The 20,909-nt window shown below is 26.8% G+C and carries 22 protein-coding genes and 1 pseudogene; 17 read left to right on the top strand and 6 right to left on the bottom strand.

The window, feature by feature from the left end; translation table 11 throughout:
* Positions 1-12: 12 nt before the first annotated feature.
* The 7 genes and pseudogenes from mscL to AVBRAN12647_RS00085 form a co-directional block, all read left to right on the top strand.
* Complete coding sequence (mscL, locus tag AVBRAN12647_RS00115) at positions 13-420, top strand: large-conductance mechanosensitive channel protein MscL (protein WP_214117937.1); 408 nt, start codon at positions 13-15, stop codon at positions 418-420.
* 425 nt (positions 421-845) lie between these two features.
* The gene (locus AVBRAN12647_RS00110; protein ID WP_336609272.1) at positions 846-968 is read left to right on the top strand and encodes a hypothetical protein; all 123 of its coding nucleotides are present in this window, start codon (positions 846-848) and stop codon (positions 966-968) included.
* Positions 969-1,077: 109 nt separating this feature from the next.
* A complete protein-coding gene (locus tag AVBRAN12647_RS00105; protein ID WP_336609273.1) occupies positions 1,078-1,821 on the top strand; it encodes a hypothetical protein in 744 nt (247 codons plus the stop codon).
* 515 nt (positions 1,822-2,336) lie between these two features.
* A complete protein-coding gene (locus AVBRAN12647_RS00100; protein WP_336614486.1) occupies positions 2,337-2,942 on the top strand; it encodes a hypothetical protein in 606 nt (201 codons plus the stop codon).
* Complete coding sequence (locus AVBRAN12647_RS00095; RefSeq protein ID WP_336614485.1) at positions 2,939-3,229, top strand: HTH domain-containing protein; 291 nt, start codon at positions 2,939-2,941, stop codon at positions 3,227-3,229. Before AVBRAN12647_RS00100 ends, AVBRAN12647_RS00095 begins: the two co-directional genes overlap by 4 nt.
* 62 nt (positions 3,230-3,291) lie before the next feature.
* Complete coding sequence (locus AVBRAN12647_RS00090; protein WP_336614484.1) at positions 3,292-3,807, top strand: WYL domain-containing protein; 516 nt, start codon at positions 3,292-3,294, stop codon at positions 3,805-3,807.
* Between the two features lie 176 nt (positions 3,808-3,983).
* Positions 3,984-4,094 (top strand): annotated as a pseudogene (locus AVBRAN12647_RS00085) (DEAD/DEAH box helicase family protein); the annotation flags it as partial.
* 146 nt (positions 4,095-4,240) lie between these two features.
* On the opposite strand, the gene AVBRAN12647_RS00080 reads toward AVBRAN12647_RS00085, so the two are convergent.
* Positions 4,241-4,744 (bottom strand): hypothetical protein, encoded by a 504-nt coding sequence (locus AVBRAN12647_RS00080; protein WP_336608680.1) that lies wholly within the window; start codon positions 4,742-4,744, stop codon positions 4,241-4,243.
* Positions 4,745-5,422: 678 nt separating this feature from the next.
* Between AVBRAN12647_RS00080 and AVBRAN12647_RS00075 the strand changes: the two genes are divergently transcribed.
* From AVBRAN12647_RS00075 to AVBRAN12647_RS00060, 4 genes are all read left to right on the top strand, one after another.
* Positions 5,423-5,848: a DUF4143 domain-containing protein gene (locus AVBRAN12647_RS00075; protein WP_336608681.1), complete on the top strand. Its 426-nt coding sequence runs from the start codon at positions 5,423-5,425 to the stop codon at positions 5,846-5,848.
* A 312-nt stretch (positions 5,849-6,160) separates the two neighbouring features.
* Positions 6,161-7,621, top strand: a complete 1,461-nt coding sequence (locus AVBRAN12647_RS00070; protein WP_336614483.1) for a type I restriction-modification system subunit M — start codon at positions 6,161-6,163, stop codon at positions 7,619-7,621.
* A 164-nt stretch (positions 7,622-7,785) separates the two neighbouring features.
* Positions 7,786-9,081: a cell envelope integrity protein CreD gene (creD, locus tag AVBRAN12647_RS00065; RefSeq protein WP_214120186.1), complete on the top strand. Its 1,296-nt coding sequence runs from the start codon at positions 7,786-7,788 to the stop codon at positions 9,079-9,081.
* A 192-nt stretch (positions 9,082-9,273) separates the two neighbouring features.
* Positions 9,274-9,978, top strand: a complete 705-nt coding sequence (locus tag AVBRAN12647_RS00060) for a hypothetical protein (protein WP_336614482.1) — start codon at positions 9,274-9,276, stop codon at positions 9,976-9,978.
* A 90-nt stretch (positions 9,979-10,068) separates the two neighbouring features.
* Here AVBRAN12647_RS00060 and AVBRAN12647_RS00055 read toward each other — a convergent pair whose 3' ends face one another.
* Complete coding sequence (locus AVBRAN12647_RS00055; RefSeq protein WP_336614481.1) at positions 10,069-11,712, bottom strand: anaerobic C4-dicarboxylate transporter; 1,644 nt, start codon at positions 11,710-11,712, stop codon at positions 10,069-10,071.
* Between the two features lie 206 nt (positions 11,713-11,918).
* Here AVBRAN12647_RS00055 and hypB point away from each other — a divergent pair, with 206 nt between their 5' ends.
* From hypB to hypD, 3 genes are read left to right on the top strand one after another with little or no spacing between them, the layout of a single operon-like run.
* The gene (gene hypB / locus AVBRAN12647_RS00050; protein WP_336614480.1) at positions 11,919-12,563 is read left to right on the top strand and encodes a hydrogenase nickel incorporation protein HypB; all 645 of its coding nucleotides are present in this window, start codon (positions 11,919-11,921) and stop codon (positions 12,561-12,563) included.
* Position 12,564: 1 nt separating this feature from the next.
* On the top strand, positions 12,565-12,819 hold the full coding sequence (locus AVBRAN12647_RS00045) for a HypC/HybG/HupF family hydrogenase formation chaperone (protein WP_214117952.1): 255 nt from the start codon (positions 12,565-12,567) through the stop codon (positions 12,817-12,819).
* On the top strand, positions 12,816-13,901 hold the full coding sequence (gene hypD / locus AVBRAN12647_RS00040) for a hydrogenase formation protein HypD (RefSeq protein WP_336614479.1): 1,086 nt from the start codon (positions 12,816-12,818) through the stop codon (positions 13,899-13,901). Before AVBRAN12647_RS00045 ends, hypD begins: the two co-directional genes overlap by 4 nt.
* Positions 13,902-13,931: 30 nt before the next feature.
* Here the strand turns inward: hypD and nhaA are convergent, their stop codons facing one another.
* The 4 genes from nhaA to AVBRAN12647_RS00020 all read right to left on the bottom strand — a co-directional run bounded on the left by nhaA (position 13,932) and on the right by AVBRAN12647_RS00020 (position 17,401).
* Positions 13,932-15,065, bottom strand: coding sequence for a Na+/H+ antiporter NhaA (gene nhaA / locus AVBRAN12647_RS00035; protein ID WP_214117954.1), 1,134 nt, complete (start codon positions 15,063-15,065; stop codon positions 13,932-13,934).
* A gap of 19 nt (positions 15,066-15,084) precedes the next feature.
* On the bottom strand, positions 15,085-16,197 hold the full coding sequence (locus tag AVBRAN12647_RS00030; protein ID WP_336614478.1) for a glycerate kinase: 1,113 nt from the start codon (positions 16,195-16,197) through the stop codon (positions 15,085-15,087).
* Positions 16,198-16,272: 75 nt separating this feature from the next.
* Positions 16,273-16,653 carry a hypothetical protein gene (locus AVBRAN12647_RS00025; protein WP_214117956.1) on the bottom strand — a complete coding sequence of 127 codons (381 nt, stop codon included), beginning with the start codon at positions 16,651-16,653 and terminating at the stop codon, positions 16,273-16,275.
* Positions 16,643-17,401, bottom strand: coding sequence for an exodeoxyribonuclease III (locus AVBRAN12647_RS00020; RefSeq protein ID WP_336614477.1), 759 nt, complete (start codon positions 17,399-17,401; stop codon positions 16,643-16,645). The genes AVBRAN12647_RS00025 and AVBRAN12647_RS00020 overlap by 11 nt, the downstream gene beginning before the upstream one ends.
* A 57-nt stretch (positions 17,402-17,458) precedes the next feature.
* Here AVBRAN12647_RS00020 and AVBRAN12647_RS00015 point away from each other — a divergent pair, with 57 nt between their 5' ends.
* The 3 genes from AVBRAN12647_RS00015 to AVBRAN12647_RS00005 form a co-directional block, all read left to right on the top strand.
* Positions 17,459-18,976, top strand: a complete 1,518-nt coding sequence (locus AVBRAN12647_RS00015) for a phosphoethanolamine transferase (protein WP_336614476.1) — start codon at positions 17,459-17,461, stop codon at positions 18,974-18,976.
* A gap of 226 nt (positions 18,977-19,202) precedes the next feature.
* Complete coding sequence (locus AVBRAN12647_RS00010; RefSeq protein WP_214117959.1) at positions 19,203-20,162, top strand: tetratricopeptide repeat protein; 960 nt, start codon at positions 19,203-19,205, stop codon at positions 20,160-20,162.
* 123 nt (positions 20,163-20,285) lie between these two features.
* Positions 20,286-20,909 (top strand): hypothetical protein (locus AVBRAN12647_RS00005; RefSeq protein ID WP_336614475.1); only part of this gene is annotated, 624 nt, incomplete at its 3' end.

The raw sequence follows: 20,909 nt of genomic DNA, 5'->3' as shown, positions 1-20,909 counted from the left end.
CAAGGAGAGAATATGAAAATATTACAAGAATTTAAAACATTTGCAATGCGTGGAAATGTTGTAGATTTAGCTGTGGGTGTGGTTATAGGAACTGCTTTTGGTAAGATTGTAAGCTCACTTGTGGCTGATATTATTATGCCTATTGTTGGAGTTTTAACAGGTGGAGTTGATTTTAGTGATTTAAAATTGGTTATTAAAGAAGGTGCTAAAGAAGCTGAAAATGTAACCGTTAATTATGGTTTATTTATTCAAAATATAGTTGATTTTTTAATCATTGCGTTTTCAATTTTCGTTGTTGTAAAGTTAATTAATAAGCTTAAAAAAGCAGAAAAAGAAGAAGAAAAACCAGCTCCTGCTCCAGCTCCAAGCGAAGATATAGTGCTGCTAACAGAAATCAGAGATTTATTAAAAAATAAATAATCTTAAGCTAATCTTAATGATTAGCTTTTTATATTTTATTTTCTTCATTTTTCTTTAATCAGTAATTTTATAAGTTGTTAATATTTCTTACAATAAAATTTATATAAAAATAATAACTATATTTAATATATAAATATAAATGTTACAGCTTTAGTTATATAGCAAGTAGCTTATAATTTAGATAAATACACAAATATTATCAAGGTAATTTTATATATTTGATATTAAGTAGATAAATTTAACTTAAACAAATAAAAATTTATTTTAAATTTCTAAATAAGATTATTGTTAATTTTAAATCCAAATATTTTTACAAAATCACAAAAATTATCTCATAAATTACACAAAAAGACTTAGTGTGTCTTTTGCTTTGGTTATCATTTAGTACTTATTTTTTAATAAGAATTTATTTTAAGGAGAAGTAAATGAGATTTTCTTTAATTGAGGACAAATTTTCTATTAACTATGATGACCGTTGCCCTATTTGTGGTAATAATAGTCTTTTTTGTAATTGTTCTGATGTTTATGGTGCTGAAGATGATGATTAAAAATAATTAGTATTAATACGCAAACTTTTAGCCAAACTTAATTTGTTTGGCTAATTTTGAGTATTTTAAATAAGTCTTGGTTTATTTGGTATAAAGGAAAATAATTAAAATGAAAAAAATATTAACAATAATTACTTTATTAACAGCTACTATAAATGCTGCTTATATAGGTACATCTAGTACTTTTACTAAACTTAAAATACAAAATCCTGAAGTAGATAAAATAGGTAGAATTAAAAATAAGAATAATAATCTTTATGATAGTTTTTATATAAAAATGTTTAAAGAATCATATAATGATTTACCTATAGGATTTGAGATATCAATTGGTGGTTCTGGATACGAAAGCGACATAATGCATCCTGAAGGTGGAGTAAAAAAAGTAGGTTATGTAAAACAAATTCATTCAAACTTCAATTTAATGTTGGCTTATAGTTTATATAACGAATTTAGCTTGTTTAAAATTAAAACAAATTTATTATTTGGCTATACTCGTACTAAATTTAAATATCACCTTGAAAAGTATGAGCTGTTAGGATATAAAATTGTTAATTTAGCTAATGAAAAAGAAAGATTAAATGGTGTGATTTATGGTTTTGATTCTATGATTTTATTTGATACTCTTTATTTGGAATTTGATTTATATGATAGGAAATATTTTAAAAATAAATATATAAAATCACTCAATAAAACTATAAAAACTCCTTTAGAATATAGTGCTACAATAGGCATTTATGATAATGAGTTATTTGGCTACAAGATAGGGTATAAAATAGGGTTAAAATATTTAAAACAATCTACTATTTATAGTAATAGACATGCTTTAGGTTTTGATTTAGCAATTAGCTTTTAACTAATTGCTAATTAATTTATTCTTCATAATTTTAACTTTTAATTTATGTAAAATTTATAAATATCTCATTTTAATCAAGTTAAAAGACATAGTATGTCTTTTGTATGTGTTAAAATATCAATGAATTTATTTTTAAGGAGAAAATATGAGTTATATTTGTTCTTATTGCGGTGAAAGATATAGCAGTCTAAATGGTAAAAAATGTTTCTGTAACAAAAAAGAAGGGGTTCATGTATATGTAAGAAAAAATTCTATTCCTGTTTGTCGTTATTGTTGTAGGGAGGGAGATGATATTTTTGGGAATAGATGTAGAAATAGTCCATATGGATATTGTCAAAGTATGTAAAGAGATTATTATTCATACTAGTTTAATAATTTAAGTGATACTTGCTAATACAAATAGTAAGTATCATTATAGTAATTTTATTTATTTTTGTTTAGTTTAATAAATAAATGAAATTTTATTTTAAATTCTTTGGTTTGAAGGATTTAAAATAAAATTATTAAGGAAAAATATGACACCATTAATCAAAATAAAAAGACCAACTTCAGAAGAAGTGAGAAAATATACTATAGAAAAAGTTGATGAGCACTATGAATTACAAGAAGTTGCTTTAAATAAATTGTTTACTAAAACTTATCCAAAAAATGATGATATAAATGATATTTTGATAAAAGCATCATCATTAAACGATTTTTATAGCACAAATATTTTTTCAATTTTTCCTGTTGCTAAGCATATAAAAGATTTAAATATTGATAAGGGTTTAGAAGATGGGGATTTAAGTTTGGTTAGTAATATAGCGAGTGTAAATATAAATGGAGTAAATAAAAAATTTTATTCATTTGCTAGCAAATACTGCTCACATCATAAGCCAGAAAAATTTCCTATATATGATTATTATGTAGATACTATGTTAAAATATTTTCAAAAAACTGATAGTTTTTATAAGTCTAAAAAAATGGATTTAAAAAATTATGAGACTTTTTGTGATGTTATAAATGAGTTTATTAAATTTTATAGCTTAGGCGAGTTTAAAATCAAGCAAATTGATGTGTATTTGTGGCAATTAGGCAAAGTTGCGTTTCCAAGAAACTATAAAAAGAAAAGTAAGCAGTGAGATTACCAAGTACAGGAGATTTGTTAGTAGAAAGAATAATTGAGATATTAATAAGACTTTATAATAAAGAGCGTTTTAGCAAATCTGAATTAGCATTAGAATACGGAGTAAGTGAGCGAACCATTCAGCGTGATATTATGCAAAGATTAGGGCATTTATCTATTGCTAAAGATAAGAGCGGTAGGTATTACATAAAAGATAGTAAGATTTTAAAAACTTATAAAAACGACTATATAAATTTGTTAAAAAATATCATTGGGGGGGGGTATTTGCAATTGATTTTATAGAAAATTTTTCTGAGAGTAAGTATTTTCCTATAAAGTTTCAGCCAATTAGTGAGGTTTGTAATATGAGTGATTTTACTAACCTATGCAGGGCTATTATCTTTCAAAAAATCATAAAAGTAAATTACGATAATAAGCTAAGAACCTTAAAACCATATAAGCTTATAAGTCATTTAAGTACATGGTATCTACTAGCTACTGAAGATGATATCATAAAAACATTTGCTTTATACAAACTAAAGTCTATAAATATATGCAAAGATGAGTTTTCGCATGATAAAAAGGTCTTAGAAGAGCTTGAAAATGACAATGATTTTTTTACTAGCTGTGATAGGATTGAAGCTATTTTAGAAGTTAGTGGTTTAAAAATAGAGTATTTTTTAAACCATAAAATCCTAGCAAATCAAAAAATAATAAATAAAACTGATGATAAGCTCATAATCAGCACAATGATAAGTTATGATGATGAATTGCTTAGCGTGGTGTTTAGGTTTATACCTTATGTAAAAATTCTAGCTCCAAAAGAATTAGCACTTGAAAGTAAAAAGATAGTAAAAGAATATTTAGAGTATTTAAAATGATAATGAAATTAAGTATTTTAAAACATTAAGAGCATAAAGTATTTTTGCATATACTGCGAATATGTATTTCAAAATTTATTAAAAGATTATTAATATAAAAATTATTTCAATATTTGTAATTTTTAATAATTTTATATATATTTCTAATAAATTTCATAAATTATTGGCGGATTTAAATGTTAGAAAACGAAACTAGAGCAAAATATATTGATATAAAGCTAGAAAACGCTGGGTGGCTTAAGGAAAACATTAGGAAAGAGTATTATTTCACTGATGGTAGGATACTAAACTTAGTGATTATGCAATAGATTTTATGATTTAGATTTATTAGAAGGGTACAATTACTATAATAGCAAGAGTACCTTATATTCAAAAATCTAAATTTCAAACCTTTAAAGGTATTGTATAGTAAATTTAAATTCGTAATACATTATCACTTAGTTAATACCTTTAATTGAAAATACACTAATCTTATGTTTAGATGATTATTAATATATATAAGCTTTTCTATTGATATAGAACCTATATTTTTTAAAGCTACTTTTCTAATAAGATGATAATTTTCATCTTTTGAGTTTATATAATCTCTACTACCGTCCAATTTAGGTAAGAATAACGTAAAAAATAAATTTTCATCTTTAATATTTTCTATTTCTTTTTTTCTAATATCGTATATTCCACTATCATAGTTATTTTTATTGACATTTAAATAGTTTAATAAATCAGCTTTTTCAATTATACAATTCACTGTACCAATACCTTTTTTTATTTCAAAGAAGGCCTCTATGTCTTCGCAAGAATTAACACTTATATATAATTTTGCTTCCCCATGACCACAGCCATTTTTATTGTTAGGATATACAAAACAATCTGGAATTTTAATATCCTCAATACCACTATGTTTATTATATTGTTTTCCATCAATTATCTTATACATAATTCCTCCTATTTTAGTTATATTCTTATAATTATATATATAATAAGTTAATGGTGTTTATTGAGTTTTTCTATTTAAATCAACTTCGGAAATAGAATTTTATTCTTTATGATTAAAAGACAATTTTATGATAAAAATTTTTCTAACTTACATCGATTTTTAATAAATGTAAGTTAGAAAAGTACAAATAAAAACAGATATTTATCTAAATAAACTCATTTTTAAATAACACTACAAGTTTGTAAAAGTTCTAATATAACTTAGAATATGTATTTAATCGTATTTTCGTTTTTATGTTGTTTGTTAAGTTTTCTTAATTTGTAATTGGGTATATAATCATTATTTAACTTGATAAGTTTGATTATAAGTATTTAAGAGAACCTGCTAATTTATTAAATCATATAAAATCACTTATAAAAGATGAAAAAATGCATTATATTATGCTTGATGAAGTTTAGTTTTTAAAAAACTTTGAAGAGGTTTTAAACACGCTTTTATATTTTGATAATGTTGATGTGTATGTAACGGGCGGTATTCTAAGTTTTTATCAAGCGATGTTATAACGGAGTTTTGTGGTAGAGGAGATGAGCTATATTTATACCCACTTAGCTTTAAAGAATTTATGCAAACAAAAGATGATATAAATACAGCTTGGAATGAATAATAGTATGGGGCGGAATGCCATTTGTGGCGACTCTGCCTACACAAGAGCAAAAAAGTGCTTATTTGCAAAATCTTTTTAAGGAAGTTTATTTAAAAGATTTAATTGAAAGAACCAATATCAGCAAAACTTATGAACTAGAAAGCTTGTTAGATATTTTGGCTTTAAATATAGGAGCACTTGCAAACCCTAGCACCATAAAAAAAACATTTGCTAGTAAAGGCATAAAGATAAGCAATGTAACTATTAAAAATTATATAGATTTTTTACAAGATTGTTTTTTGATAAGTAGTGCAAATCGTTATGATGTAAAAGGGCGAAAATATATAGGCACTCCACTTAAATACTATTATGAAGATATAGGCTTAAGAAACGTTATGTTAAAGTATAGACAAATAAAATTAAAACACATATTAAGAAAATATAATCTACAAAGAGTTTAAATCTCGTGGATATATGGTATATGTGGGTGTGATAGAAGTGTATAAATGTAATATGGGAAAAACATTAATAAATCTTTAGAAGTTGATTTTGTAATAAACAAATCAGATGAAAGGATATATATTTAATCAGCTTTCAGTATGTCAAGCGAAGAAAAAAAAGGCTCAAGAAAAACAATCTTTAATAAACATAAAAGATAACTTTTATTAAAGTTAATCTACTTAATTTTACGATGATGATAGACTTTTACTATAAATCTACTTGATTTTTACTTGATGATAAATATTTAAAAGTATGATGGGTAAAGGACAAAAATGCAAAACAAAATAGACCAAATAACAGACATTTTAAGGCGTGATGATGGTATCAGTGGGGCTATGCATTATACGGAGCAAATTAGCTGGATACTATTTTTAAAATTCTTAGATGATTATGAAAAAGAGCTTGAAGAAAAGGCGTTTTATGATGATAAGGAGTATGTAAGCATATTAGATAACAAATTTGCGTGGAGTAGTTGGGCAGCACCTAAAAAAGAAGATGGCACACTAGATATTAAAAATGCCCTAAGCGGTGATGATTTGACTAATTTTGTAAATAATGAGCTTTTTGTCTATCTAAAAAGCTTTAAAAACAACGATGATTTTAAAAGCATTGAGTATAAAATCGGTGGTATTTTTGAAAATATTGACAACAGAATAAGTAGCGGACACACGCTAAGAGATATCATAAATATCATTGATGAATGTAGCTTTAGCAAAGATGATGATACGTTTGCACTAAGCCTAGTGTATGAAAAACTGCTAAAAGATATGGGGAGCGATGGGGGAAATAGTGGGGAGTTTTATACCCCAAGACCACTTATAAAAGCTATCGTTGAAGTGATAGACCCAAAGGCAAATGAGCGTGTGTATGACCCTGCCTGTGGTAGTTGTGGGTTTTTGTGTGAGAGTTTTTTGCATGTGATGAGAGATAAAACAAGCCTTAGCAATGATGAGATAGATTTTATGCAAAATGACGCCTTGCACGGCAAGGAAAAGACCCCATTAAGCTATGCAATGGGTGTTATGAATATGATTTTGCACGGCATAAAATCTCCAAATATCATCAAAACAAACACCCTAAATAAAAAAATCACCGATATAAGCGAAGATGATAGATATGAAATAATCCTAGCAAATCCACCATTTGGTGGCAAGGAAAAAGAGCAAATCCAAAACAACTTTTTAGTAAAATCAAACGCCACTGAGCTACTATTTTTACAACATATCCTAAAAAGCCTTAAGATAAACGGCAGATGTGCTGTGGTAGTGCCTGAAGGAGTGCTGTTTCAAAACTCAAACGCCTTTACGAGTGTAAAGCAAGATTTAGTAAATGAGTATAATTTAGAGTGTGTTTTAAGCCTTCCTAGTGGGGTGTTTTTGCCTTATAGTGCGGTGAAGACTAATGTGCTGTTTTTCTCGCTTGGTAAAAGGTTTTTAAATGATAGTGATGAGGTGTATTATTATGAGCTAATACCACCTTATAAACTAACTAAAAATAAGCCTTTAGAGTATGAGCATTTTAAAGATTTTCTATCTTGTGTTAAGGAGCGTAAAATCACTGAAAACTCATGGCTAGTAAGCAAAAGCGAACTTGCTCTTAAAAACTACGATTTAAGTGCAAAAAATCCAAACATAAAAGAAGAAAAAGAGCTAAGAAGTGTAGATGAAATTCTAAGCTCACTTAGCAAAAACCTAGCAAAATCAAGCGAACTTTTAAAAAAGCTAGGTATTTAAGCTTTGTGGAAAAATATAATAAACGAAAAAAATCGTTTAGTGATTTTAATAAATATAAATTTTAATTATTTGCAGTGGAATTTAAAATAGGAATTTCGTTTGGTATTTGTAATTTAAGCTTATTTTGTATATGATAAATATTTTAAAAATTAAAAGGAAATAAAATGATTAAAACACCATCTAATTCAATAACTAAAAAAGTAGGTTTTATATTTTTACTTGCAATATTACTTCAAATACCATTGTTTTTTATAAACGGAATAATAAATGAGAGAAATGATACTTATGAAAATATGGTTGATACTCTAGGTAATGAATGGGGTCAAAAGCAAACAATACACGGGATTTTTCTAGTAATAAATGGCACTAAAGAACAAAATATAAAAGATGAAGAAGGCAATACGATTACGCAAAAAGTCCCTTACGAAAAAATCATAATCCCAAGCCAAATTGATGTAAAAATTGATATTTTAGATGAGGTTAGACAAAAAGGAATATATAAAGCTAGTGTTTATAACGCAAATATTAGCATTGGTGGTAATTTTGCTGATTTAGATGAAAAATTACCGCAAGACTTTGATGAAATTTATTTATCTTTAGGTTTATTAGATGCAAAATCGTTAGTAAATATCTCAACTTTTAAACTAAATAGCATTGATTTAAAACCAAATGCAGGGACAAATAGTAAAAATTCTCATTTAAGATATGGAATTTCATCACTAATTAATAAAAATATGTTGAAAAATAATACACCTTTTGAAATTTCTTTCACATTAAGGGGCTCAAAAGGTATAGAGATACTTCCTTTAGCGCAAAAGAATACCTTAGATATTAATTCAAAAGAAAGCAAACCTAGTTTTTATGGGACATTGCCTGTTAGCAAAAATCTTGATAATAACGGCTTTAACGCAAAATATGAAATTATGCCATTTACTATGAATTATCAAAAAGCTATAAATAATTCAAATCATTATCTAAATGATAATCTAATCGGTATTAATCTATACGAAGGCATTACTCATTATAGACAAGTAATAAGAGCTGCTAAATACGGCATATTATTTATAATGCTTAGTTTATTTGTGGTTTATGTTTTTGAAATTTTAGGCAAAAAACCAACTCATTATATCCAATACGGAGTTGTTGGATTTTCGCTAACTTTGTTTTATTTAGTTTTGCTTTCAATGTCAGAATATTTTAGTTTTGAACTTGCCTATATTATCGCTACATTAATGGTCGTAATACCAAACGCACTTTATATAAAAGCTCTTACAAATAGCAAAAAATTTGGCTTTGGAATGCTACTATTTTTAGGCGGTGTTTATGCAGTATTGTTTTCTGTGCTTCAAATGGAGCAATTCGCACTAATTACAGGAACAATTCTTATAATGATAGTTTTATATGTTCTTATGTATATTACAAAAAATATTGATAATTTTTTGGATAAAAAGGCTGAATAATTAGGATATTAAAGGATAAAAAATATTGAAATTCCGATTTTAAATTCCGTTAAAATTTAATGTATTTTCAAGATATTTTAAAAGGAATTTAAATTAGGAATTTCAATTTTATTTTTAGTGATTTTTAAATTTAAATATTTTTGCTTTTAAGGATAACAAAATGGCTTTAAAAGGTTTTTAGCAAAAGCTAATGTGATTTTTAAAAATACGCTTTTTTATCTAGCTTGGTTTTTGTTTTTTATACCATTTTATATAGGAGATTTTAGTTATATTCCTTGCTTTATATTTGCTTTTCTTTTTTCTAGGATTTATCTTTTACTATCTCAAGATGATTTGGATAGTAAGATAATCTTGCAAGATAAGTTTTATTTACTTTTAAGACATATTTCGCTTTTTATATCGTGTGTTTGCCTTGCTAAGATTATTTATAATTTTTGTCTTTATGATAAAAGCGTTTATAAGAGCATTGATACTCTTAAAAATCTCGTGCCATTTGCGATATTTGGCTTTGTATATTTATATACTGCTAGAAAAAACCATAATGTTTATTTTAAAAAATACTTAGCTTTAACTTTGGCTATGCTTTGTGCTTGGTGGTATTATGATGATTTTTTAAAGCAACCCAATGAGCTCATAACAAGGATTTTAAAGTCAAATTTAAAGTGTAGTAACCTTGAAAGAGTTTGCCTTGTGCTTGATAAAAGTGTATTAGATGATATAAATAATGATATAAAAGGCAAAAGCTATAATGAGATACAAAAGACTTTAAGCCAGTTAGAATTTAAAATGAAAAATGAATATTTTTATTTTACTAAAATACTTTTGGGCAAAAGTGTTAGCATTAGGCTTGAATTAGAAGATGATAAGATAATTGAGATTATAGTTTCTAGGTTTTAAATTATAGTTTTATTGGAAAATAATATTTTAAATTCTAGTTAAATATTAGCAAAATTAAAATCTTAATTTTGCCCTAAAATAGGGCAAAATTTATAAGTAACCATAAAAACTCGCAAGAAAATATCCAAAAATACTTGAAGTAATAACACCTATAAAACCAGGAATAATAAAACTATGATTTATTACAAATCTTCCTATACGAGTTGTTCCACTTCTATCAAATTGAATAGCTGCTAAATCACTTGGATATGTTGGCAAAATAAAATAGCCATAACAAGCTGGTGCGAATGCTAAAATAACAGCTGGATTAACTCCTATATTTAAAGCTAGTGGCACAAACGCTACAAGTGCAGCTGCTTGAGAATTTACTAATTTAGAAATTATTATTAAAACTATTGCGTAAGTCCAAGGATATTCGCTTAATATATTTCCTAAGCTATCTTTTATCATTTGAGTATGTGTTGCAACCATACTATCAGCCATCCAAGAGATTCCAAATACAGCCACAAGAGCAACCATTCCTGATTTAAATATCTCACTTTTTGAAATATTATTTGCATTAGTTTTTGTAAAGATTATTATTAATGAACCTGCCAAAAGCATAAAAATTTGAATTACTTCAACCATTCCTAAAGGTTTTGCTTGTTCTTTTTTATCGCTAAAAATAATTTTTGCATTTTCAAATTTTTCATTATTAATAATTACATAGTTATTTTCTTGTGTTATTTGTAGATTATTATCAATGCTAATTGCTTTTATATTTTCTTTCGTGCTTTTTACTTTACCATCTTTAATAGTTTTATTTAATTCATTATAAGTAATTATGAGATTTGAATTCTTAATAGGTATTTCTTTTATTGTTTTAGCATTGTTATCTACGATTAAAATACTTGCTGAATCAACTTTTGTGTTAAATGCAGGTCGTAGATTTGAAAAATATCCTAAAACAGCAACTAAGGCAATAGCGCCTAAAAATATCCACATTGATAACCAAGCACTATTAGGTAATTTTTCACCTATTAATGATTTGCACCCACCACCATAAACATATTTTTTAAATTCTTCATCTTTAATTTTTTCTTGAAATTCGCTATCTTTATCTAAATCTTTACCTCTAAACCAGCTAAATATTCCAACGCAAAGCACTCCTAAATAAGTTGATGGTATTGTAATTTTAAGTAAGTCCAAATATCCATCAAATCCTGCTAAGTGATGATTGCTATTAATAATAAATGCTGTTAGAGTTACTACAGCCACTGATACTGGGCTAGCAATTATTCCAAGTTGTGCTGAAACACTACTTGCTGCCATCGGTCTTTCAGGTCTAATATTGTTTTTAATAGCTATGTCATATACAATAGGTAAAATTGTATAAACAACATGCCCTGTGCCACAAAGAATTGTTAGGGTGCAAGTTGTAATTGGAGCTAAAATACTAATATATTTTGGATTTTTTCTAAGAATTTTTTCAGCTATTTGAAGCATTACATCAAGACCACCACTGGTTTGAAGTGTTGCACTAGCTACAACAACTGCTAAAATAGTTAGCATAACATCAATTGCTGGTTTTCCTGGTTTTACACCAAAGCCAAAAATCATCACAATAAGCCCAACGCCACCTAACATTCCAAGAGTAATTCCACCTTTTTTTGAGCCATAAAATAGGCAAATACATACAATAGCTAGTTGTATAGCAAATTGTAAAGAATTAGGTAAATTCATAAGAATATCCATTTTTTATCCTTTAATTAAAAAAAATTGATAAATTTTATATTTAAAAGTTAAATATTTAAATTAATTTTAAAAATTAAGTTTTAATTAATTTAAATATTAGTATTAAATTTTTTACTTGGAATTTGGTCTATTATTTATAAAATGATTTTTGTTGCCATTGTAAATACTTTTACTTAGTAAAATGTGAAAAATTTAAGGAGTAGGTAATGAAAGTAATCATTGAAGCAAAAGCAAAAATTATGGCTGAAAACGAAAATCAAGCAAAAATCAATCAAGAATTTTTTAAAAAATCTAATTTATATTGCCTTAATTTTATGAGCTCTCCTGGTAGTGGTAAAACCACTCTACTTGAGTATATTATAAAAAATAATTTATTAAAATTATGCGTAATTGAAGGGGATTTAGAGACTAATAAGGACGCTGATAGGATTATCAAAGCAGGTGCTAAAGCATATCAAATAAGCACAGGTCAAAGCTGTCATTTAGACGCAAAAATGATAGATTTAGCTCTAAAAAATCTTGATATTAGTAATTCAGAATTTTGTGTAATAGAAAATATAGGCAACTTAGTATGCCCTGCATCATATAAATTGGGCGAGAATTTAAATGTTGTGCTTTTATCAAGTCCTGAAGGAAGTGATAAAGTAGCAAAATATCCTGTTATGTTTAAAAGAGCTGATTTGATAGTTTTAACTAAAATGGATATAGCAAAATATTTTGATTTTAGCCTAGAAACTATCACACAAGAAGCAAAAAAATTAAATCCAAATGTAAAAATCTTTTGCGTAAGCAGCACTACAGGCGAAGGAATTGCCGAGCTTTGTGAATATTTTAAATCTTTAAGGAGTTAATATGTGTTTATCTATACCATCAAAAGTTTTAAGTGTTGATGAAAATAATTTTGCACAGGTTGATACTTTAGGGATTAAGCGTGGGGTTAGCCTTGATTTGATACCTGAGCAGGTTAATGTGGGAGATTTTGTATTAATTCATGTTGGTTTTGCTATGCAAAAAATTGATGAAGCAGCTGCTAAAGAAAGCTTAGAATTATATAAGCAAATTGCAGATGAGATAGGTAGCGAAGAGATTGAAAGTAGGTTTTTATGAATTACATAAAAGAATATAAAGACGCAAATATTATTAATAATTTAAAAAAACTAATTAATAATGTTAAGCTTGATAGGATTTATAATGTAATGGAGATTTGTGGCGGACATACACATTCGCTTATAAAATACTCAATCCCTTCTCTTTTGCCTAATATTAACTTTATTCATGGGCCAGGTTGTCCTGTTTGTGTAATGCCAAAAAGTAGGCTTGATGAAGCTATTTTTTTAGCAAGTATGGAAGGTGCTATTTTTTGCACGCTTGCTGATTTGATTAAAGTTCCTGCTAGTAATACAAGTTTAGAAAAATTAAGAGCGCAAGGCAAGGATATTAGAGCGCTTTATAGCCCACTAGAAGTATTAAAAATCGCAAATGAAAATAAAGATAAAAAGATTATATTTTTTGCAATAGGTTTTGAAACTACTACTCCTATGAGTGCGGTTTTGATTGAAAAAGTGCTTGAAATGGGGCTTAAAAATGTATTTTTTCATATAAATCATGTAAGAGTTCCTGAGCCTGTTGAAGCCTTATTAAATGATAAAGATTGTAATATTGATGGCTTTTTAGCCCCATCACATGTAAGCGTGATAATAGGAGAAAACGCATATTTAAATATGGCTAATACTTATAAAAAACCATTTGCTATAAGTGGTTTTGAGCCTGTTGATTTAATGCACTCGCTATTAAATCTAAGTTTGCAATTTAATAATAAAACTCATAATGTTTATAATGAATATTCAAGATTAGTTAGTAAAAATGGTAATGAAAAAGCTAAAGAATTAATTGATAAATACTTTAGGCGTGATGATTTTGAATTCCGTGGCTTAGGTGTTATTAGTAATGGCGGTTTGGAGCTAAAAGATGAATATGATTATATAAACGCAAAAAAAGTATTTGATATAAAAACAAATACAAAAGCAGAAAACAAAGCCTGTCTATGCCCTAAGATTTTAAAAGGACTTGCAAAGCCAACTGATTGCAAAGTTTTTGGTAATTTATGCACGCCTAATAATCCAATAGGAAGTTGTATGGTAAGTAGTGAAGGTGCTTGTGCTGCTTATTATAAATACAATAGAATTTAAATTAACTCCTTTTTATAGGAGTTAATATGATTATTTGCTTATAAATCTTAGCCAAATATAGCCTAATACAGCTGATACAAAAGAAGCACTAAGTATTGCTAATTTTGCGCTATTAAATAATTCAGGATTATTTTCAAATACAAGAGTGTTTATAAAAAAGCTCATAGTAAAACCAATACCTGTTAGTATGCAAACCCCGTATAATTGAACTTTATTTGATGGTAATTTAAAGCCAAATTTACTAGCAATTAAGCAAAAGCTAAATACACCTAATTGTTTGCCTAAAAATAGACCTAAAAATACTCCAAAAAATACTGCATTAAAATCATTTAAATTAAGACCATTAATCAAAACTCCAGCATTAAATAAAGCAAATAAAGGCAATATAAAATAATTTATATAAGGTGTCAAATCGTGCATTATGTGTTCTAAAAATTCTTTATTATCTTTAGTATTTAATGGTATAAAAAACGCACACGCCATACCAGCTAAAGTCGCATGAACTCCACTTTTAAGAACGCAAACCCAAATAAATGCACCAATAATCACATAAAGGCTTTTTATACAAATATGCAAATAATTTAATAATAGCAAAATAGCTAAACCACAAGTAGCAAGGCTAAGACTTAAAATACTTAGCTCATTTGTATAAAACAAAGCGATTATAATAATTGCAGCAACATCATCAAATATTGCAAGGCTTAGTAAAAATATTGTTAAAGATTTTGGAATTTTATTTCCAAGTAATAATAAAACTCCTAAAGCAAAAGCAATATCAGTTGCAGTCGGTATTGCAAAACCTTGTAAAGCAAAGCTATCGTTTATATTAATTAAACTATAAATTATAGCAGGGACAATTACTCCGCCAAGTGCTGCAATTAGTGGCAAACTAGCAGCTTTTATATTGCTTAATTCTCCTATTAGGATTTCTTTTTTAACTTCTAGTCCAACCCAAAAGAAAAATATAGCCATAAGCCCATCATTTACCCATAAAGTAAGTGGTTTTATAAGGTTTAAATCTCCAAAAATCACACCTGCTTTATAATTAGTAATGAGTTCATAATAAGTGTTTAGATTTGAATTTTTAAGAGCTAAAGCAAGTATAGTCATAAAAATCAACAAAATTGGAGCAAAAAGCTCGTGAGTTATAATTTTTTTAAGCATAATATCTCCTTGTTAAAAATTATTTTTTAGCAAGAAAAGTTTGCAATACATTAAACGAAAGCTCATTTAAGCATTGATAGGCAATGCTATTTTGCATTAATTCATTTTTTGTTTTATTAGAAAATGCTTTTGTTAAAGAAAAGCAATTTTTAAAATCACTATTATTTAAACCACAAAATATTATTAATTTTTTATCATAAATTTTACAAATTTGATTAATTTCTCCGATTACTTTTCCCATCAAACTTTGATTATCAAAAGCACCTTCTCCTGTTATTATTAAATCAGAGTTTTTAATCAATTCTTCAAGATTTAAAAGGTTTTTAATATATGAAAATCCACTTTCAAATTCTGCATTTAAAAATGCTTTAAAGCCAAATCCAAGCCCACCAGCAGCACCACAACCTTGAAATTGTGAATAATCTTTAGCTAAATATTTTTCACAAACTTTTGCAAAATTTTTTAAACCCAAATCAAGCATTTTAATTTCATCATCATTTGCACCTTTTTGCCTTGCATAGACATACGCTGCACCATTTTCTCCATATAGTGGATTTTTCACATCACAAGCTATTTTAAAGCTGCAGTTTTTAAGCTCTTTTAATACATTTTTATCATTTATTTTTGCAATTTTTATTAGATTTTCTCCGATAGGTTTTAAAATATTTTCAAATTCATCTAAAAACTCGTATCCTAAAGCACTTAGCATTCCTATTCCAGCATCATTTGTAGCCGAGCCACCAATGCCTATTATAAACTCATTTGCACCATTATTAATAGCGTCTTTTATAGCAATACCTAGTGAAATTGTGCTAGTTTTGCAAGGATTTTTTTCATTTTCATTAAGAGCGATTAATCCTGCAAATTCTGCCATTTCAAAATATGCTTTATTTTCTTTTAAAAGATAATAACCCTTATAATCTCTAATACCATAAGCATTTTTTAAGTTTAAATAGAGTTTTGTAGCATTGATTTTATCATTTATACTTTCTAAAAAACCTTCTCCACCATCAGAAATAGCTAGTTGAATTGAGTTTATATTTAATTTATCGCAAGATTTTTTGATAGCTTCGTTTGCTTGTTTTGAACTAAGAGAGCCTTTAAAGCTATCACAAATAATTAATGCTTTCATTTTTTTATCCTTTTAATTACAAAATAAATTAGTAAAAAACTAAAAAATAAAGTAGCACTTATATCAAGTATAAATTCATTCATAAAAAATCTCCGTTTTTTTAGGTAGCATTAGGGTATTATCTGTGTATTTTAAATATTTTAGCTTTAGTGCATAAATTTTGTGATTTAGTGCAAAATTAGCAGCCTTATATGTATTTAAATAAAGCTTTTTTTGGGTTTCATTTGCTAATAATAATTTTCCTATTATTTGAACGCCTTTAATTGGATTGTTTGTATAAATTGCTGCACTTAATAATTCATCTAATTTAATATGCCTTGAAGTAGGCGATGAGATAAAAAGTAATGCTTCATTAATCTCATCAAATTTATAAAACAAAGTAGCCGAATAAGGCTCGTTTGTAGAAACTACGCAAATATTGTTAGAATTTAAAAACTCATTTATTTTAGATTTCAATATCAATACCAACAGGACAATGATCAGAGCCCATTACATCGCTTAATATAAAGGCGTCTTTTAAATAAGGGGTAAGATTATTTGATATGAAAAAATAATCAATTCTCCAACCAACATTTCTATTTCTAGCAGCTGCACGATAGCTCCACCACGAATATTTTTCAGGAATATCTCCGTTTATATATCTAAATGTATCAACAAATCCAGCATCAAGCAATCTATCAATCCACTCACGCTCAATTGGTAAAAATCCACTTGTTTTTTCATTAGCTTTTGGGTGAGTTAAATCTATTGGGCGGTGTGCTGTATTTACATCTCCACAAATTATGATTTTTTTACCTTCTAATAATAATTTTTTTAAATATTCTAAAAAATCATCATAGAATTTCATTTTATAATCTAATCTTTCATCACCGCTTTGTCCGTTTGGAAAATATATATTAAACAAAACAATATCTTTAAAACTATGCTCTAAAACTCTTCCTTCATCATCAAGAAAAAATTGGGCAAATCTACTCTCGCATTCAAAATTTAAAAAGCTCATAACACCAGAATATCCAGCTCTTTTTGCTGAATTTGATTTAATATCTTTAAAGCCTAAATTGTTTATATCTTTTGGAAATTTATCAGGTGTTGCTTTTATCTCTTGAATACCTAAAAAATCAGTAGGGTATTTTTCTAAAAACGAAAACCCATCTTTATCACAAATTGCTCTTAAACCATTTACATTCCACGAAATTAATCTCAAAACTATTCCTTAAATTAAGTTATTTATAATGATAAAAACTATACAAAAAGGTAGTAAATGTTAAAGATAAATCCAATTTTATTTAATTTTGTTTTAAGTGCATATATAATTGCTTTGAATTATTTTTCTATGCTTACATTTTTGAGTAATAAAATAAGTGATATTTATTTTTTTACAATAGTAAATATTATATATTTTGCATTGATATTTTTAGTTGTTAATATATTATGTTTTTTTAGAATTTTGGCTTATATTTGTTCTGTTATTTTAATAATATGCACTGGATTTAGTATATATTTTATTAAAACTTACAATGTAGTTATTGATGGAAATATGGTAGCTAATGTATTTTTAACAGACAAAAGAGAAATGAGCGATTTATTTTCTTTATCTTTTGTATTTTTTATATTATTAAGCGTTGTATTACCAATAATTTTGCTAAGATTTATCAGTATAAAAAAAGGTTATTATCTAGCTAAAATAGTTTCAATTATTTTAAGTGCTATATTGATTTTTGTCATAGTATTTACTAATTCTAGAACTTTTATACCTTTTATTAGAACTAATGATGACATAAGATATTACAATGTGCCTTTTCATCAAATATATTCTGCTATCAAAATAACAAAATCAAAATTCACTCCTAAAGAAGAGATGGTAAAAATAGGGCTTGATGCTTCTATTCAAGATGATAATGAGAGTAAAACTTTTATTTTAGTAGTAGGAGAAACTGCAAGGGCAAAGAATTATTCTTTAGGCGGATATACTAAAAACGATACTAATTTTTATACTAAGAATTTAAATATTAATTATTTTAGTAATTTTACATCTTGCGGGACTGCCACTGCTCAATCTTTACCTTGTATGTTTTCATTGCATGATAGGGTGGATTTTAAAAAAGGTGAAAATTATGAGAATGTTTTAAATCTTTTAAATCGTTTTATTGATGTGCGTTGGATAGATAATAATTCTGGTGGTTGTCAAAATGTTTGTAATGACATTAATTCTATTATTAAAAGTAAAGATTATGATGGATGGTTAGTTGATGAAACTAAGAATATATTAAAAAGTAAAAAAGATAAAAATACATTAATAATAGTGCATTTGCAAGGTTCTCATGGGCCAAGTTATTATCTTAGATATCCAAAAGAATTTGAAAAATTTACTCCAACTTGTAATACAAATAAATTGCAAGAATGTAGCGAAGATAATTTATATAACACTTATGATAACACCTTGCTTTATACTGATTTTATAGTGGCTAGTTTGATTGATGTTTTAAAGACTGATAATGCTGATAAAAAAGCTTTATTTTATCTAAGTGATCACGGAGAAAGTTTAGGAGAAAATGGGTTTTATTTGCACGGAATGCCATATTATTTAGCACCAAAAGAGCAAATTCAAATTCCGGCTATTTTATGGACTAATTATGAGTATAACAATAAAGATAAACTTGATTTTAAACTATCTCAAGATAATTTATTTAGTTCTTTATTAGGGTTTTTTAATATTTCTACAAAAGATTATAGGAAAAACTATGATTTATTTAGTATAGATTTAGAAAATAATTTATAAATAATATAAAAAATAAAATATTTATAAAATTTTTATTTAGTTTAATATTATTTTAATAATTGTGTGGTTATAATACGCCATTCCTTGTTTTAAAGGGTTGCAGCTAATAAATCGTTAATCATTTTTCAACTATACTCCTAAATGCAACCCTTTTAATCTCTTTAGTATTTACGATTTTTACATATTATTTTTACTTTAATTTATTTGATATTTTTAAGGAGATTGTATGAGAAAAATATTATTAGCTTTAGGTATTTTGGTATCTTTAAGTGCTAATGAAAGTTTGTTCGAAAAAGGTGAATATAAAAAAGCTTATCCTAATTTTAAACAAGAATGCAATAAAGATAATTCTAATGCTTGCTATAGATTAGGAGAGATGAATGAATTTGGATTAGGAACGGGGATTTCTTATTCTTATGCTTATAAATATTATAAAAAATCTTGTGATTTGAATAACAAAAAAGCTTGTGGAAGTCTTGGGAAAATGTATTATCTAGGACTTGGTGTTAATAAGGATATAAAAAAAGCTAATGATTTATTAGATAATGCTTGCAAAAATGATATTTATGAAGCTTGTGATAATTATGCTTATTTACAAAAAAAAGAATATAAAGAATTTAAACAAGACGAATTATTTAAAGCTTGCAATGGTGGAATTGCTAATTCTTGTATAGAACTTGCTAATAATTTAAATCCTAATCAAGGAATTGATTTTTATTTAAGAGCTTGTGGTTTAGGCGATGATTATGGTTGTCAGATGGTGTCAAATTGGTATTTAACTACCCAAGTTGTTAATAATAAAATATCTAATTTTTCTGATTTAAGCGATAAAGAGTGTAATAATAAAAATTATAAAGCTTGCAAGTCAATAGGAGATGTTTATAGATATTTAAACAATATAGAAAAAACTCAAATGTATTATGAGCAAGGATGTGAATTAGATGATAAAGATTCTTGTGCTAGCTTAGCAGTATTACAAGAACATAATAATGATTTTGAAAAAGCTATAAAAAACTATGAAAAATCTTGTAAGATTGGCGATGGTTATTCTTGTTCTAGACTTGGATATATGTATGAAGATGGATTAAAAGATAATGATAAGACATATATCAAAACAGATTCTTCTAAATCAAAAAAATTCTTTCAAAAAGCTTGCGAATTAGGTTTTACTAAAGCTTGTAATTAATATTTTATGCATTTTTTTGCCTTTTTTTGTAAAAATTATATTTTTTGCACTGAAGGGCAATAATAGAATTTATATATTTTCGTTAAATTAACCTTGTTTTGAAATTCAACAAGGAGAAATATTATGGCGGAAGCTGGAAAAATTATTAAATTAATAGGCGATGTTAAAGCTATTAATGTTAATGGTGAGAAGTCACTAAATGTAGGCGATGCAGTATCACTAAATGATACTATTAGAACAATCGGAAAAGATACAAGTGTTGATATAGAACTTAGCAGTGGCAAAGTTTTACATATTGTAGGAGATAATGTTGCAAAGATTGATAATAGTATTTTAACAAGTGAAAGCTTTGAAAATGAAGCTGCAATTGATGATAAAATCAATAACTTAATCAATAACTTAGTAAATAACAATGGAGAAATAGAATTAGACGCAACTGCTGCTGGTGAAGCTGGTGCTGCTGGTGCTACTGGAACATTAAATGATGTTGTGTTTGACCAATCAGGTAGCGAAAGCACAGTTTATGCAGATGTATTATCAAGAGAAGTTGATAATAATGTTATTACTAACTTTAACAACAACGGCTTAGGTGCTGCAAATCTTAATGATTTATTAGCGCAAGGTAATCAAGTAACACCTGAAATTAATGGAGAAGCTAACAATGGCGAAATTCCTACAATTCCAGGAAACAATGGTGCTAATGACAATGTAGTTCCTGAAAATCCAGAAAATAATACAGGAAACAAT

The organism is Campylobacter sp. RM12647 (assembly GCF_020138135.1).
GTDB lineage: Bacteria > Campylobacterota > Campylobacteria > Campylobacterales > Campylobacteraceae > Campylobacter_E.
Note: the sequence above shows the minus strand (reverse complement) of the source record. Positions and strands in the feature narration are given on the sequence as shown.